The sequence below is a fragment of the Devosia equisanguinis genome, from assembly GCF_900631955.1.
Lineage (GTDB): Bacteria > Pseudomonadota > Alphaproteobacteria > Rhizobiales > Devosiaceae > Devosia > Devosia equisanguinis.
On record NZ_UZWD01000018.1, the window covers coordinates 68,030 to 81,642 of the forward strand.

General features: G+C 63.0%; 13 protein-coding genes. 8 read left to right on the forward strand and 5 right to left on the reverse strand.

The genetic code is table 11. The features are described 5' to 3' along the window. Positions 1 to 10 precede the first annotated feature (10 nt). Positions 11 to 997, forward strand: a complete 987-nt coding sequence (locus DEVEQU_RS05790) for a DUF808 domain-containing protein (RefSeq protein WP_126149635.1) — start codon at positions 11 to 13, stop codon at positions 995 to 997. 45 nt (positions 998 to 1,042) lie between these two features. On the opposite strand, the gene DEVEQU_RS05795 is transcribed toward DEVEQU_RS05790, so the two are convergent. The 3 genes from DEVEQU_RS05795 to DEVEQU_RS05805 form a co-directional block, all read right to left on the reverse strand. After that, a complete protein-coding gene (locus DEVEQU_RS05795; RefSeq protein ID WP_126149636.1) occupies positions 1,043 to 1,918 on the reverse strand; it encodes a 4-(cytidine 5'-diphospho)-2-C-methyl-D-erythritol kinase in 876 nt (291 codons plus the stop codon). A gap of 1 nt (position 1,919) precedes the next feature. After that, the gene (locus DEVEQU_RS05800; protein ID WP_126149637.1) at positions 1,920 to 3,641 is read right to left on the reverse strand and encodes a tetratricopeptide repeat protein; all 1,722 of its coding nucleotides are present in this window, start codon (positions 3,639 to 3,641) and stop codon (positions 1,920 to 1,922) included. 96 nt (positions 3,642 to 3,737) lie between these two features. Further along, positions 3,738 to 5,384: an electron transfer flavoprotein-ubiquinone oxidoreductase gene (locus tag DEVEQU_RS05805; RefSeq protein ID WP_126149638.1), complete on the reverse strand. Its 1,647-nt coding sequence runs from the start codon at positions 5,382 to 5,384 to the stop codon at positions 3,738 to 3,740. A gap of 67 nt (positions 5,385 to 5,451) precedes the next feature. On the opposite strand from DEVEQU_RS05805, the gene DEVEQU_RS05810 reads away from it, so the two are divergent. From DEVEQU_RS05810 to DEVEQU_RS05840, 7 genes are all read left to right on the forward strand, one after another. After that, positions 5,452 to 6,267: a uracil-DNA glycosylase gene (locus tag DEVEQU_RS05810; RefSeq protein ID WP_126149639.1), complete on the forward strand. Its 816-nt coding sequence runs from the start codon at positions 5,452 to 5,454 to the stop codon at positions 6,265 to 6,267. Positions 6,268 to 6,316: 49 nt separating this feature from the next. Next, complete coding sequence (locus DEVEQU_RS05815; protein WP_126149640.1) at positions 6,317 to 6,550, forward strand: antitoxin MazE-like protein; 234 nt, start codon at positions 6,317 to 6,319, stop codon at positions 6,548 to 6,550. Further along, on the forward strand, positions 6,547 to 6,867 hold the full coding sequence (locus tag DEVEQU_RS05820) for a type II toxin-antitoxin system PemK/MazF family toxin (protein WP_126149641.1): 321 nt from the start codon (positions 6,547 to 6,549) through the stop codon (positions 6,865 to 6,867). The genes DEVEQU_RS05815 and DEVEQU_RS05820 overlap by 4 nt, the downstream gene beginning before the upstream one ends. Before the next feature lie 109 nt (positions 6,868 to 6,976). Beyond that, on the forward strand, positions 6,977 to 8,302 hold the full coding sequence (locus DEVEQU_RS05825) for an MFS transporter (RefSeq protein ID WP_126149642.1): 1,326 nt from the start codon (positions 6,977 to 6,979) through the stop codon (positions 8,300 to 8,302). Continuing rightward, positions 8,280 to 8,816: a molybdenum cofactor biosynthesis protein B gene (moaB, locus tag DEVEQU_RS05830; protein WP_126149643.1), complete on the forward strand. Its 537-nt coding sequence runs from the start codon at positions 8,280 to 8,282 to the stop codon at positions 8,814 to 8,816. The genes DEVEQU_RS05825 and moaB overlap by 23 nt, the downstream gene beginning before the upstream one ends. Before the next feature lie 104 nt (positions 8,817 to 8,920). Beyond that, positions 8,921 to 9,751 carry a VOC family protein gene (locus DEVEQU_RS05835; RefSeq protein ID WP_126149644.1) on the forward strand — a complete coding sequence of 277 codons (831 nt, stop codon included), beginning with the start codon at positions 8,921 to 8,923 and terminating at the stop codon, positions 9,749 to 9,751. Positions 9,752 to 9,754: 3 nt separating this feature from the next. Further along, positions 9,755 to 10,705: a glutathione S-transferase family protein gene (locus DEVEQU_RS05840; protein WP_126149645.1), complete on the forward strand. Its 951-nt coding sequence runs from the start codon at positions 9,755 to 9,757 to the stop codon at positions 10,703 to 10,705. Positions 10,706 to 10,774: 69 nt separating this feature from the next. On the opposite strand, the gene DEVEQU_RS05845 is transcribed toward DEVEQU_RS05840, so the two are convergent. Together DEVEQU_RS05845 and DEVEQU_RS05850 are read right to left on the reverse strand one after the other, a co-directional pair. Further along, positions 10,775 to 11,926: a GGDEF domain-containing protein gene (locus DEVEQU_RS05845; RefSeq protein WP_126149646.1), complete on the reverse strand. Its 1,152-nt coding sequence runs from the start codon at positions 11,924 to 11,926 to the stop codon at positions 10,775 to 10,777. A 135-nt stretch (positions 11,927 to 12,061) separates the two neighbouring features. Next, positions 12,062 to 13,543, reverse strand: a complete 1,482-nt coding sequence (locus DEVEQU_RS05850) for an MDR family MFS transporter (protein WP_126149647.1) — start codon at positions 13,541 to 13,543, stop codon at positions 12,062 to 12,064. Positions 13,544 to 13,613: the final 70 nt, after the last annotated feature.

Here is a 13,613-nt window from a genome sequence, read left to right on the forward strand (position 1 = left end):
AGGCTTATCCATGTCCGTCGGTCTTCTCGCCCTTCTCGATGATGTTGCGGGGCTTGCCAAGGTGGCGGCGGCGTCGCTGGACGATATTGCCGGACAGGCCGCCAAGGCCGGGATCAAGGCCGCAGGCGCGGTGGTGGACGATGCGGCGGTGACGCCGCGCTATGTCGATGGTTTCTCCTCGGATCGCGAGTTGCCGATCGTCGGCAAGATCGCCTGGGGATCGGTGCGCAACAAGCTGCTGTTCCTGTTGCCGGCCGCGCTGATCCTCAGCCTTGTCGCGCCATGGATCATCACCCCCATCCTGATGCTGGGTGGGGCTTATCTGTGCTACGAAGGCGCAGAGAAGGTCTATCATGCGCTCAAGCCGCATGAAGCCGAGGCGCATGAGGCTAGCCTCGAGCCGGTGGCGCTCGATCCGCAGACCCTGGAAGACACCAAGGTGGCCAGCGCCATCAAGACCGACTTCATTCTCTCGGCCGAGATCATGACCATCGCGCTGGCCGCGATCGAGGTGAACAATTTCTGGACGCGCGCGGCCATATTGGCGCTGGTGGGCGTGGGGATCACAGCGCTAGTCTATGGCGCCGTGGCGCTGATCGTGAAAGCCGATGATTTCGGCGTGCTGCTGGCCCGCAGGGGACGGCTGGACCTGACGCGCAAGTTCGGACGCTGGTTGGTGCGCGCCATGCCGCTGGCGATGCAAGTTCTGGGCGTGGTCGGCACGGCTGCCATGATCTGGGTCGGCGGCGGCATCCTGATCCACGGCCTCGACAGCTTCGGCATCGCGGCGCCCGAGCATATGGTGGAGGCCGCGGCCGAATGGGCCGAGCATGCCCTGCCCGCCATTGCCGGCTTTGCCGGCTGGGCCATGACCGCATTGATTGACGGGATCGTCGGACTGATCCTGGGCCTGTTGCTGATCCCTGTCGCCGGTTATGTGCTGGCGCCGGCATGGCGGGCAATCAAGCGCCTGTTGCCCAAGCGCGCCGCGGCTTGAGGGGAGGGAGGCGAAAGAGTCCAGAGTATGCCTTGTTTGAAGAAATTAGGGCCGCAATAGCGGAGCGGCGGCGAACCAGTGTTGTGGTCGGCGCAGGCGCAATTCGTGCGCGGCGCCATGGGCCTGGCTGGCGGAGCCGAAAAGGCCGAACACCGTAGCGCCGGAGCCGGACATGCGGGCCAGAATGCAGCCCTGGGTCTGGGCGAGGTCGTCGATGAGATCGCCGATTTCAGGCACGAGCTTGATGGCGGGGGGCTGCAGGTCGTTGCGGGTTTCGGCCAGCCACAATCCCAGTTGCGCGGGGCGCGTCAGCGGCGACGGGAGGGCGGGCAGCGGATAATTGTCATGCGCCCGCAGACGACGGAACACATCGGCTGTGACCACCGGGATGAGCGGATTGGCCAAAACAATATGCAGCTCCGGAAAATCCGGGAGCGGCGAAAGGATTTCGCCAACACCGCGCGCCACCAGCGGTCGTGACAACAGGCAGGCCGGCACGTCAGCGCCTAAGGTCGCCGCCAGGTCGGCCAGATCGACCACAGGCACCTGTTCGGACGACAATTCCGCCATCAATCTCAGCGCCGCGGCGGCATCGGCCGAGCCGCCGCCGATACCGGCCGCCACCGGCAGGTTTTTCACCAGATGCATGGCGAGGCCTGCCGGCGCAATTTCAGGCCAGCGCTTCCGAAAGGCTGCCGTGGCGCGCAGGACAAGATTGGTCGGCCCGGCGCCCAGGCCGGATGCAAAAGGGCCGGAAATCTCGAGGCTATCTGCAGCCGCCGGCTTTGCCTCCAACTCGTCGGCAATGTCCGCGAAGACAATCAGGCTTTCGAGGTCGTGATAGCCGTCTTCACGCCGCCGCGTGACATGCAGCGCCAGATTGACCTTGGCCGGCGCTGCCTGAACGGATGGGGCAACCATGCTATTCGGAGGCGGTCTTTTCGGTGAGGCCTTCGGCCAGCTTGGCTTCGGCCCGATCGCGTACATGACCGCCTTCGGTATCCATGGCCTTGGCGATCTGCCACTGGAAGCCGGCCTCGAGCTTGCGCCCGGCCTCCCAATAGACATCGCCGAGATGGTCGTTGATCTCGGGATCGTTGGGGCGAAGCATGACAGCGCGTTCGAGGGTTTCGACGGCGTCGTCGAGGCGGCCGAGCTTGTAGAAGGCCCAGCCGAGCGAATCGACGATGTAGCCGTCGCGCGGCTGCATCTCGACCGCCTTCTCGATCATTTCCAGCGCCCTCTCCAGGTGCATGTCCTGGTCGATCCAGCTGTAGCCGAGATAGTTCAGCACCTGCGGCTGTTCCGGATTGAGCTCCAGCGCCTTGAGGAAATCCGCCTCGGCCTTGGGCCATTCCTTGGCGCGCTCATAGGCAATGGCGCGCACATAGTAATAGCGCCAGTCGGCCGGAGCGTCGCCGCCGGTCAGCTCGATGGCGTGGCTATAGGCGGCAGCGGCGTCGAGATATTGCTCGTCATAGCGCAGCAGATCGCCCAGCGCCGAAACCGCGTCCAGATCGTCGGGATTGGTGGCGACGATATTGCGCAGGCGGCGCAGGGCTTCGGAGCGATTGCCGATGGCATCGAGGTTTTGCGCGATGCGCACCACGGCCGCCGGCTTCATCGGTGAATTGGCGGGAACCGCATCATAGATGCGGTTGGCGGCCTCGTGCTGGCCGGCATTGTCGAGCAGTTGGGCCGCGGTGAGCGGAATGACGTCGGAGCTCGGATTGAGGTAGTTGGCCAGGCGCAGGAATACCAGCGCCAGATCGGAACTGCCATCGCGGGCCAGTGCGGCGCCGATGCCCTGATACATCTCTGCCGCGCCGATCTGCGCATTGGCGACGAAGACGCCGGGGCGCTTGCCGCTGGCAATCGTGGCCTTGACCGCCGTCAGCTCGGGATGGCTGAGCCCCTGGGCTTCGAACTCGTTGATCACATCGAGCGCCGCATCGAACTGGCCGTCATTGGCCAGCATGCGCGCATAGATTTCGACGACGCGGGGCACATAGGGTTCGACATCATAGGCTTTTTCGGCCAGTTCCAGCGCCTTGGCCTTGTTACCCGAGGCCTCGGCCATCAGCGTGCGATGGAAAACCAGAAAATCTTCGAGGCCGCGCTGCCCGAGCTTGGCGAGCAGTTGCTCGGCCTCTTCGCCGCGGCCATCGCCCACCAGGGCCCAGGCCCGCAGAATGCCGGCGGTGATGCCGCTGAACGTATCCTGAGGAACCTGCGCCAGAGCGCGTTCGGCGGCGCCATAGCGACGCTCCTTGAGAGCGACGCTGGCCTGCACCAGCTCCGCCAGTTCATTGCCCTTCTGCAGATCAAGCAGATGCTTGGCCATTTCCGCGGCCTGCGGAATTTGTCCATCGGCGGCGGCGGCGAAGAAGGCGCGCTCGGCCAGAATGGGATTGTCCCAATCGCCCTGCACGGCCTGACCGAAATAGCGCGCGGCTTCGTCGGTGCGCAGGTCTTTCATCGCCTCCTGGCCGGCAATGAACGAACCCGAAATGCTGGGGCGCAGGAGCTTCAGGAAGTCGAGGGCTCCGGTTGGCGCGGTTTCGGCCATGGTGGGCAGGCTGAATGCCGACAGCATCAGAGCCAAGGCAAATGGGCGCGCCAGTCGGTTCTTGAGCAGGATCACGTTACTGAAGTCTCCCTGTGCCGAGTACGGCAGGATTTGGCGGCAAAGATTGTCCGTTTTGCGACTGCGCCGCAAGATCGGCAAGACAAGTGCCGGTCACATTCCGCTGTAGTTGGGACCGCTGCCGCCTTCGGGCGGGACCCAGGTGATGTTTTGCGCCGGGTCCTTGATATCGCAGGTCTTGCAGTGGACGCAGTTGGCGGCCTGGATTCGGAACACCGGCGCCCCGCCTTCCTCGGCCAGTTCATAGACACCGGCGGGACAATAAAGCGGAGCTGGCTCTCCATAGACGGGCAGATTGTCACGCACCGGCACGGCGGGATCGGCCAGGCGAAGATGCACCGGCTGGTCTTCATCGTGAGAAAGATTGGCCAGGAAAACCGAGGAGGCGCGGTCGAAACGCGTGGTGCCGTCCGGGCGCTCATAGACGCGGCCCTGCACCTGATCGCGGCGCTTCAAACCGACATGGTCGGGCTTGCGGTGATGCAGGGTGCCCAGCAAGGACCGGCCAAAAATGGCCGAGGTCCACAGATCGGTGCCGATGGCGAGGCTGCCTGCGATGGTTCCCAGGCGGGACCAGAGCGGCTTGGCGTTGCGCACACCCTTGAGCTCGCGCTCGATGCCGGTCTGCATGATGCGATGGGCGAAATCGTCGATCACATCGTGTTGACGACCGGCGGCTATGGCTTCGCCCACCGCATCGGCGGCGCCGATGCCCGAGAGGATGGCGTTGTGGATTGCCTTGAGGCGCGGCGCGTTCATGAAGCCGGCCGAGCAGCCGATCAGCCCGCCACCGGCAAAGGCCAGGGTGGGAATGGACTGCCAACCGCCAGCGGTGACCACGCGCGCGCCATAGGACAGGCGCGTCGCGCCTTCCAGCAATGGCGCGATGGACTTGTGGGTCTTGAAGCGCTGAAATTCGTCGAAGGGGGAAAGGGTGGGATCGGCATAATCGAGATAGGTGACAAGGCCGAGATAGAGTTTTCGGTCCTCTGCATGATAGGCGAAGCCGCCGCCGGCGGTGGCATTGTCGAGTGGAAAGCCGAGATAGTGATCGACGCGGCCGGGCTGGTGCAGCGCCGCTGGGATTTCCCACACTTCCTTGATGCCGAGACCATATTTTTGCGGATCGTTGGCCAGCGCGTTATCGGCGATGATGTGCTTGGCCAGCGAACCGCGCGCGCCTTCGGCAATGAGGGTATATTTAGCTTCCAGGGCAATGCCTTCGGCAAAGCCGGGCTTGGGCTCGCCCCTGGCGTCGCGACCGAGATCGCCGGTGATGACGCCCCTTACGGCAGCCCCCTCCCCGCCCAGCACGTCGACAGCGGCGGTCATGGGGAAGATGTCGACGCCCAGCTCGGCGGCCTGATCGCCGAGCCACTGCACCAGTCGGCCCAGGCTGACGATCACGGCGCCCGGCGTTTTCATCTGCGGCGGCACCAGCCCATGGGGGATGGCGAAATCGCCGCCGGCGGTGAGGAAATGGAAGGTGTCGCGGGTAACGGCGGGACCGACCGGCGCACCTTTGAGCCGCCAGTCGGGAATGAGCGCGTCGAGGCCCACAGGGTCCATAACCGCGCCGGAAATGATATGGCCGCCGATCTCAGCGGATTTTTCCACGACGGTGACGGCAAGATCGGGATGGCGCTGCTTGAGGCGGATGGCGGCGGAAAGTCCGGCTGGGCCCGCTCCGACGATCAACACATCGGTGGAAAGCGTTTCGCGATTGCCCGCTTGTGCCATGGGGAAAGCATCCTCAACCTCGGGGCAAGACTGGAGCCCCCGGACGGGGTGTGACATAACGGGCCCGATGTCTCAAGATCGCAGCCTCGATAACGCCGAACTACTCGCCGTGCTGGACTGGTATCAGTCCGCCGGTGTGGACTTGGCCGTGGGTGAGGCGCCGGTGGACCGGTTTGCCCAGATCGCGCCGGCGCCGCAGGCGATTGCGCCGCGCCCAGCGCAACCGAGCCAAACCGCCGCTGCGGCGGCGCCGGTGCCTGCCGCGGCGCTGGGCGGGGACCCCAGCGAGGCACGGCAGCTGGCGGCATCGGCGCAGTCTCTCGAGCAATTGCGCGGCATTCTGGACGGATACAATGGCTGTGGTCTCAAATTCCGCGCCACCCAGCTGGTGTTTGCCGACGGCAATCCCGAGGCCAAAATCATGCTGATCGGCGAAGCGCCGGGGGCGGAAGAGGACAGACAGGGCAAGCCGTTCGTTGGACGCTCGGGGCAGCTGCTCGACCGCATGCTGGCGGCGATCGGGCTCGACCGGAGCAAGGTCTATATCGTCAACACCGTGCCATGGCGGCCGCCGGGCAATCGGACGCCGACGCCGGAAGAAATGGAACTCTGCCTGCCATTCCTCAACCGGCAGGTGGAATTGGTGGCGCCAAGCCTGGTGATGACCTTGGGCGGGCCGGCCATGCAAACGGTGTTCAAGACCACCAATGGTATCATCAAGATGCGCGGCAAGTGGCAACGGGTCGCCATTGGCGGCCATGAGGTCGACGCCGTGCCGACGCTGCATCCGGCTTACCTGCTGCGCAATCCCGCTGCCAAACAGCAGGCCTGGCGGGACCTATTGGGCTTGAAGGTCAAAATGGCGGAACTGGGACTGGGTTGATGGCGCTCCCCCGGCGCTCTATATTTGGCGCTTGGATGGAGTATTGGCCATGCCGAATACAGCCAGAACTTATACAGCCGAAGAAGAAGCAGAAATGCGAGCTGCGGGATTGCGGCCGGTGACGATTTGGGTGCCGGATTTCGATTCACCCGAGTTCAAGGAGAGGTGTGCGCAAGAAGCCCGCCTTCTCGCTCGGGCCGACGCTGAAGACCCAACGATCGACAGCTTTCTCGACGCTGCCAACCAGGAATTGGCAGAGTATCTAGACCAGTTGGAAAAGTGAAACGCGGCGATATCGTCATCGTCGCGCTTCCCGGCGATCTGGGCAAACCGCGCCCCGCATTAATTCTGCAATCGGATTTGTTTTCCGAAACAGGCAGCGTTGTCCTGGTTCCGATCACCTCCACCGTCGTTGAATCAATGATCCGACTTACCGTACAGCCCAAACCCGGCAACGGGCTGCGTGAACTTTCCCAGATCATGACGGATCGCATTACCACCACCGGCAGAGTAAAGGTGGGACAGGTCATCGGCCGGCTGGACCAGGAGACTATGCAAGAGGTCAGCAAGCGACTGACGCTCTTCCTCGGGCTGGTCTGATAAAATTCAGAGACCGGGCGCAATCGGCCCTCGCAAACGCGGAATGCCGCGTTATGGTCACGCTTGAGTGATTTGCAACGATTGATCTGCTTACAGACCCGAAAGCGCCATGGCTTCCGTTATCAAGATTTATGCTCTTTTTCTCGGTTCGGCCCTGCTCATGTTTGGCGGTGGCCTGCAGGGTTTGCTGCTTTCGGTGCGCGGCGCCGAGGAAGGGTTTTCGCTACTGTCGCTGGGCCTGATCGGTACCGGCTGGTCGGTTGGGTTCGTGGCCGGTTCGCTGTTCGTGCCGCTGATCGTGCGCAAGGTCGGCCATATCCGTGCCTTTTCGGTCATGGCGGCCATCGGCACCGTCACCATTCTGCTCAATCTGCTGCTGGTCAACGATGTCAGCTGGATCCTGCTGCGGGCCCTCTCCGGCTTCTGTTTTGCCGGTGCTGCCATGATCGTGGAAAGCTGGCTCAACGAGGTGGCGGATAACAAGAACCGCGGAACGGTGTTTTCGATCTATGTGACCATCAACATGGCCGCCTCCACCATGGGGCAGCTGGCCATGTCGGTCACAGGCACGGCGGGGTATATTCCTTTTGTTGTCGGCGCCATCAGCTTTATCTGCGCGGTTCTGCCCACTGCCCTCACCTCCAGCCCGCAGCCGCGGCCATTGCAATCGGCCAAGCTCGATCTCAAGCTGCTCTACAAGACCTCGCCGGTGGCGGCGATCGCGGCCTTTTCCTGCGGCATGGCCAATGGGGCCTTCGGCACGCTGGCGCCGGTTTACGGCTACGAACAGGGTCTAGATGCCAGTGGTATCGCGCTGCTTTTTGCCATCGCCGCCATTCTGGGCGCCGTGGCGCAGGTGCCGTTTGGACGGCTTTCCGACCGGATCGACCGCCGTCTGGTCCTCATTGGCCTATCCAGCTTCGCCGCGCTCGTCGGAGCGCTGACGGCGATCATCAATCCCGATGCGGGCTGGGCCATGTATGTGTTGTTCGCCGCCTATGGCTTTGCGGCCAACCCGATCTATGCGGTCGCGGTGGCCCATGCCAACGACTTCGCCAAGGATGGCGAATTTGCCAAGATCGCCGGAGGCATGCTGCTCATTCTGGGTACGGGCCTGGCCATTGGGCCGGCCGTCGCTTCGATGATCATGGGCGCCTGGAGCCCTGTTGGACTCTTCGTGGTCACCGCCACTTTCCACGGCGCCCTGGCCGGCACTGCCTATCTGCGCATGCGCGTACGCAAGAGCCCCGACGCTTCGAGCCGCGCGCCGTTCCAGCCAATGAGCGACAAGCAGGCGACGCCGGAAAGCTTTGCACTCGATCCGCGCGCTGATAGTGATGCCGACGATTTTCCGGTGACGCGCGAAACAGCGGTGCCGGAAGAACTGATCGAAACGGTTGAGGGCGACGACGATGTTCAAAACGGCAAGATATGAAGACCGTGATCTCAAACCCGTATCGATCGCCATCGTCGTGGTCTCAGACACGCGCACGCTGGAAACCGACAAGGGCGGAAAACTGCTGCAGTCTCTGCTGGAGGCCGATGGCCACCACTGCGCCAGCCGCCAGGTGGTTCGCGACGACATCCAGTTGATCCGCGCCGCAGTGCAGGCTCTGGTCGCAGACCCACAGGTGGATGTGGTGCTGACGACGGGCGGCACTGGTTTTACCGGCCGCGACGTGACACCAGAAGCCGTTGAGCCGCTGTTCGACAAGCGCATGGAAGGCTTCTCGGTGCTGTTCCACCAGTATTCGGCAACCACGGTCGGCACGTCCTCGCTGCAGTCGCGGGCCACGGCCGGTCTTATCGGTGAGACCTTCGTGTTCTGCCTGCCTGGCTCCAGCGGCGCCTGCCGCGATGCCTGGGAGGGGATATTGAGCCACCAATTGGACTACCGCCACAAGCCGTGCAATTTCGTTGAGATCATGCCGCGGCTCAGCGAACGGTGAGGTTTGGCGAACAACGCGTTCGTCAGCGTTCCCTTTAACATTGCAATCAGACTGGGCATCTTTGCTGAAACGGCGCTGAACCAGCGCCCGACAGGAGATTGACCATGTCCAGAACCGCGACCGCGCCCCTGCAGGTGGGCATGGTGACGCTCAATGTGCGTGACCACAACCGGGTGGCCGACTATTACCGGCATCTGCTGGGCCTCGAGAGGATCGGCCAGGATGGCACGACGGTGCAACTGGGCGTGAACGGGCTGGCCTTGCTGGAATTGCGGGGCAATGCAGCCTTGGTGCAACGCAATCCGCGCTCGGCCGGACTCTTTCATACCGCCTTCCTGATGCCGGATCGGCAAAGCCTCGGAGTCTGGCTGCGCCACGTCGCCACTGACCGGATCTCGGTGGATGGCGCATCGGACCATCTGGTCAGCGAAGCCGTCTATCTGCACGACCCCGAGGGCAATGGCATCGAGGTCTATGCCGACCGGCCCCGCGCGCAATGGGATATCGACGGCAAGCAGATAACAATGAGCACCGAACAGCTCGATATTCCCTCGTTGCTGGATCTGGCGCCTGAAAAGAGCTGGGCCGGGGCGCCGGCCGGACTGATCGTTGGTCATATGCATCTGCAGGTGGGCGACAATGCCATCGCAGAGCCGTTCTACTCGGGCGTCCTGGGCACCGACATCACGGCGCACTATCCGGGTGCCAGCTTCTATGGTGCGGGCGGCTATCATCACCAGCTGGCGACCAATATCTGGTCGAGCCGCGGCGCCGGCCCCATCCCGCAGAACCAGACCGGCCTTGTCGGCTTCGAACTTCTGGCCGACGACGACGCGCAGCGCAGCGCCATTCTCGAGCGGGCGCAATCGAACCAAACCACGATCACCGACCCTTGGGGTCTTGCGATCACCCTCAACGTCGCCAGGGAGAGCTGAGCCATGCTCGTCAACGGAAAGTGGAGCGCCAATTGGCAGCCGGTGCAGGCCAAGGACGAAAAGGGTGGTTTCGTGCGCCAGACCTCGAGCTTCCGCAACTGGATCACCCCAGACGGGAGCACCGGGCCAACCGGGGAAGGCGGATTTGCTGCCGAAGCAGGACGCTATCATCTCTATGTGGCACTGATCTGCCCCTGGGCCTCCCGCACCATCATCGCGCGGAAGCTCAAGGGCCTGGAAGACGTCATCTCCATCTCCGTGGTGGAGCCTGAACTGTCCGACCAGGGATGGCGCTTTGCCATGCCGGACCCGATCAACGGCGCAACCTACATGCACGAGATTTATACCAGGGCCGATCCGCAGATCAGCGGCCGCGCCACCGTGCCGGTGCTGTGGGACAAGCAGCGCAATACCATCGTCAACAATGAGAGCGCCGACATTCTGCGCATGCTCAATTCGGGCTTTGGCGGCCTGGCTTCCGACGCCTACGATCTCTATCCGGATACACTGCGCACCGAGATAGACGCGCTGAACGACTATATCTATCCGCGCCTCAATAACGGGGTGTACCGCGCCGGCTTTGCCACCACGCAACTGGCCTATGACGAGGCTTTCGCCGATGTGTTCACGGCACTCGATGCGCTGGAAGAGCGGCTTGCGGGCAAGGCGTACCTGTTGGGGGATGTGCTCACCGAAACCGACATTCGCGCCTTTGTAACGCTGGTGCGGTTCGACGCGGCCTATTACGGGCTGTTCAAGACCAACCTCAAGCGTATTGCCGACTACCCCAATCTGCAGGCCTATATGCTGCGCGTACTGGATATTCCGGGGGTGCGGGAAACGGTGAATATCGACCATATCAAGCGCGGCTATTATTCGATCAAGTCGCTCAATCCCAATGGCATAGTCCCGCGGGGGCCAGATATTGCCGGGCTCGATAGGGTGGCGCGCTGATCGGAGCGGGAACAGCTGCGTTCGCGGCTATCCCCACACCGCGCGAGTGGTCGGTCCCGGCGGGAACTGTCAGGCAGCGCGCTCAATGGCGAGATAGGCGTCGGGCTTGGCGAACATAACCCGATCGCGCCCATCGTCCTTGGCGGCATAGAGGGCGCTGTCGGCGCGCTTGAACGCAGCCTTCCAGTTCGGCTCCTCCGAGAGCACAAGGCTGACGCCGACGCATAGCGTCACCAACCGGTCAACGCCGCACAGCCGCCAATCGCGCTCCGAACAGGCAAGACGAATACCATGCGCCAGGGCGCCCGCCTCGGCCATGCTGAGCCGCGGAATCAACACAGCAAATTCTTCGCCGCCAAAGCGCGAGATAACAGCAGTGCCCGGCAGGATGGAGCGCAGGATATCGGCCAGCCCTGCCAGCACCAGATCGCCGGCCTCATGGCCAAAATCATCATTGATCAGCTTGAAGCGATCGACATCAACCAGCAATATAGCAGCCCCCTGTCCCATCGGGGTCATGGGGGCAGCGACCGCGTCGAAGCCGCGCCGGTTGAGCAGGCCGGTCAGCGGGTCACGTTCGGCCGCGCTGCGATAGCCGGCCAACATCTGAGAGACAATCGATCCCATGGCCGCCAAAGCAAAGCCGACGCTCAGCACGCCTACGGCGACCTGGTTGTAATAGGCATAGGACGAGGCCGCAAAATCGGACAGTGCCGGGCTGATACCCACCAGCACGTTGAAGATGAAGAGACGCACGATAATGTCGAGCACGACAATGCCTGCCACCGCGACGAGCACGCGATCGGGCAAGGTATGGGCGCGCCAAATAACGGAAGCGAGCGGCACGCCGAGCAGTATGGCAACAGAGATGTCCGCGACCGTCAGTTCCAGCGGGAGACTGGCAAAGCCCTCGACGGCCACGATGACCATGGCGTAGGCCAGGAGCGCGAAGATAATACGCGGGGCAATCATGCGCGGCGCACGGAAGTGAAGCAGCAGCGCATCGCCGTAGCAATAAAAGGAAACCAGAAAGGCCGCATTGGCAAGTAGCGATTGCAGGGCGAAAGGGAGAGGCAATATGGGCGCAATGAAGCCTAGCGCGCCGAACAGGAAAGCCAGCCCCCAGGCGCGCGCGGACTTTGGTCCTGACCAGCCAACGGCCAGAAAGGTGATCGCGAACAGGATCATCGTCGAGGGAAGCAGAAACGCGAAGTGGTCCATGGGCCCGGCCAGTGTGGTCGCAAGCCTCAAGTGCTGCCATTCAATCCTACAAACAATGCCGTTAAAAAAGCGGTTCGATGGCGATGACAACTGGCGCCAAAGCGAACGGCGCCCCGAAGGGCGCCGTCGCTGTTTTCAGTGGCCGACCGGGGCCATGCCGCCAGGCGCCACCTCCGGCTTGCGCACGAAAAAGGCGGCCACCACCATGGCCAGCGAGATGATGGCACCGCACAGGAAACCGGCGCGAATACCGGCGGCCAGCGCGTCAACGCCACCGAGCCCTTCGGCGATGCCGGATGCTGTTCGCAGGCTCATCACTGCAACGAAGAGCGCGATACCGGCAGCACCGGCAACCTGCTGGACCGAACCCAGAATGGCGCTGGCGTGGGAGTAAAGCGGCATCGGCACCGACCCCATGGACGAGGTAAAGAGCGGGGTGAATGTCAAGGCCAGGCCGAAGCTCAACGTGATGTGACCGGCAACCACGGCCCAGACCGGAGTGTACTGGCTGACGAAAGTCAGTGCCCACATGACGGCGGAGACCAGGATCACGCCCGGCACCAGCAATGGGCGCGGGCCAATCTTGTCGTAGAGCCGACCGACGATCGGCCCCATCAGCCCCATGAGCAGGCCGCCCGGCAGCAGCAGCATACCAGTCTGCAGCGTGTCGAGGCCAAGCACGCTTTGCGTATAGATCGGCAGCAGGATGGAGGAACCGAGCAGCGCCACCATGGCAATGGCCATGGTGATCAGCGCCATGGTGTAATTGCGATGCTGGAGCGTGCGCAGATCGAGGAGCGCCTTGTTGTCCTTGGCGAGATTGTTCTGACGCCGGATGAACACCACCATTGCAACGACGCCAACCACGATGGGCAGCCAGGCCGGAATGGCCGAACCATGCTCGGCGCCTTCACCAAGGCTGGAGAGGCCATAGACGATGCCACCAAAGGCAAGGGCCGAGACGATGACCGAGAACACATCCAGCGGCGCATAGCGCGGATTTGAGACATTGCGGATGCGCATGGCGCCGAGCACCAGCGCACCGATGGCGATGGGCAGCGTGAAGTAGAACATGAAGCGCCAGTCGAAATGCGCCAGGATGAAGCCGCCAATGGTCGGGCCGATAGCGGGAGCCACCGACATGACGATGGAGATATTGCCCATGGTCTTGCCACGGCCCTCTGGCGGCACCAGGGTCATGACCGTGGTCATCAGCAAGGGCATCATGATCGCGGTGCCGGTGGCCTGCACCACGCGGCCGAAAATCAACAGTTCGAGCCCCGGCGCCAGCGCACAGATCAGCGTGCCCACGGAAAACACGGACATGGCGATCATGTAGATCGGGCGAGTGTTGATGCGCTGGAGCAGGAAACCGGTGACTGGAATGACGACTGCCATGGTCAGCAGGAACGCCGTGGTCAGCCACTGCGCGGCGCTGGCTGTCACTTCGAGATCCTTCATGAGGTGGGGAATGGCCACGCTCATGATGGTCTCGTTGAGAAATACCACGAAGGTCGATACGAGCAGGATGGCGATCACCAGCCGATTGCGCGCAGCATTGTCGGGGTGGTGCGGCGCGCTGGTCGGCGCGGCGTCCATGGTTGCGTCCATTGTCATCTCAGTCCCTCATGGCTGTGCGTGTCGGCAAGACGACGGAGCGACCCATCGGCTTTCGACACCGCTTCCA

What these genes read in the sequence shown, in the direction of transcription:
- DEVEQU_RS05845 (WP_126149646.1), bottom strand. Translation starts at nt 11,926, where the DNA reads ATGGACCACTTCGCGTTTCTGCTTCCCTCGACGATGATCCTGTTCGCG.
- DEVEQU_RS05795 (WP_126149636.1), bottom strand. Translation starts at nt 1,918, where the DNA reads ATGGTTGCCCCATCCGTTCAGGCAGCGCCGGCCAAGGTCAATCTGGCG.
- DEVEQU_RS05810 (WP_126149639.1), top strand. Translation starts at nt 5,452, where the DNA reads ATGTCTCAAGATCGCAGCCTCGATAACGCCGAACTACTCGCCGTGCTG.
- DEVEQU_RS05840 (WP_126149645.1), top strand. Translation starts at nt 9,755, where the DNA reads ATGCTCGTCAACGGAAAGTGGAGCGCCAATTGGCAGCCGGTGCAGGCC.
- DEVEQU_RS05825 (WP_126149642.1), top strand. Translation starts at nt 6,977, where the DNA reads ATGGCTTCCGTTATCAAGATTTATGCTCTTTTTCTCGGTTCGGCCCTG.
- DEVEQU_RS05790 (WP_126149635.1), top strand. Translation starts at nt 11, where the DNA reads ATGTCCGTCGGTCTTCTCGCCCTTCTCGATGATGTTGCGGGGCTTGCC.
- moaB (WP_126149643.1), top strand. Translation starts at nt 8,280, where the DNA reads ATGTTCAAAACGGCAAGATATGAAGACCGTGATCTCAAACCCGTATCG.
- DEVEQU_RS05805 (WP_126149638.1), bottom strand. Translation starts at nt 5,384, where the DNA reads ATGGCACAAGCGGGCAATCGCGAAACGCTTTCCACCGATGTGTTGATC.
- DEVEQU_RS05835 (WP_126149644.1), top strand. Translation starts at nt 8,921, where the DNA reads ATGTCCAGAACCGCGACCGCGCCCCTGCAGGTGGGCATGGTGACGCTC.
- DEVEQU_RS05815 (WP_126149640.1), top strand. Translation starts at nt 6,317, where the DNA reads ATGCCGAATACAGCCAGAACTTATACAGCCGAAGAAGAAGCAGAAATG.
- DEVEQU_RS05850 (WP_126149647.1), bottom strand. Translation starts at nt 13,543, where the DNA reads ATGACAATGGACGCAACCATGGACGCCGCGCCGACCAGCGCGCCGCAC.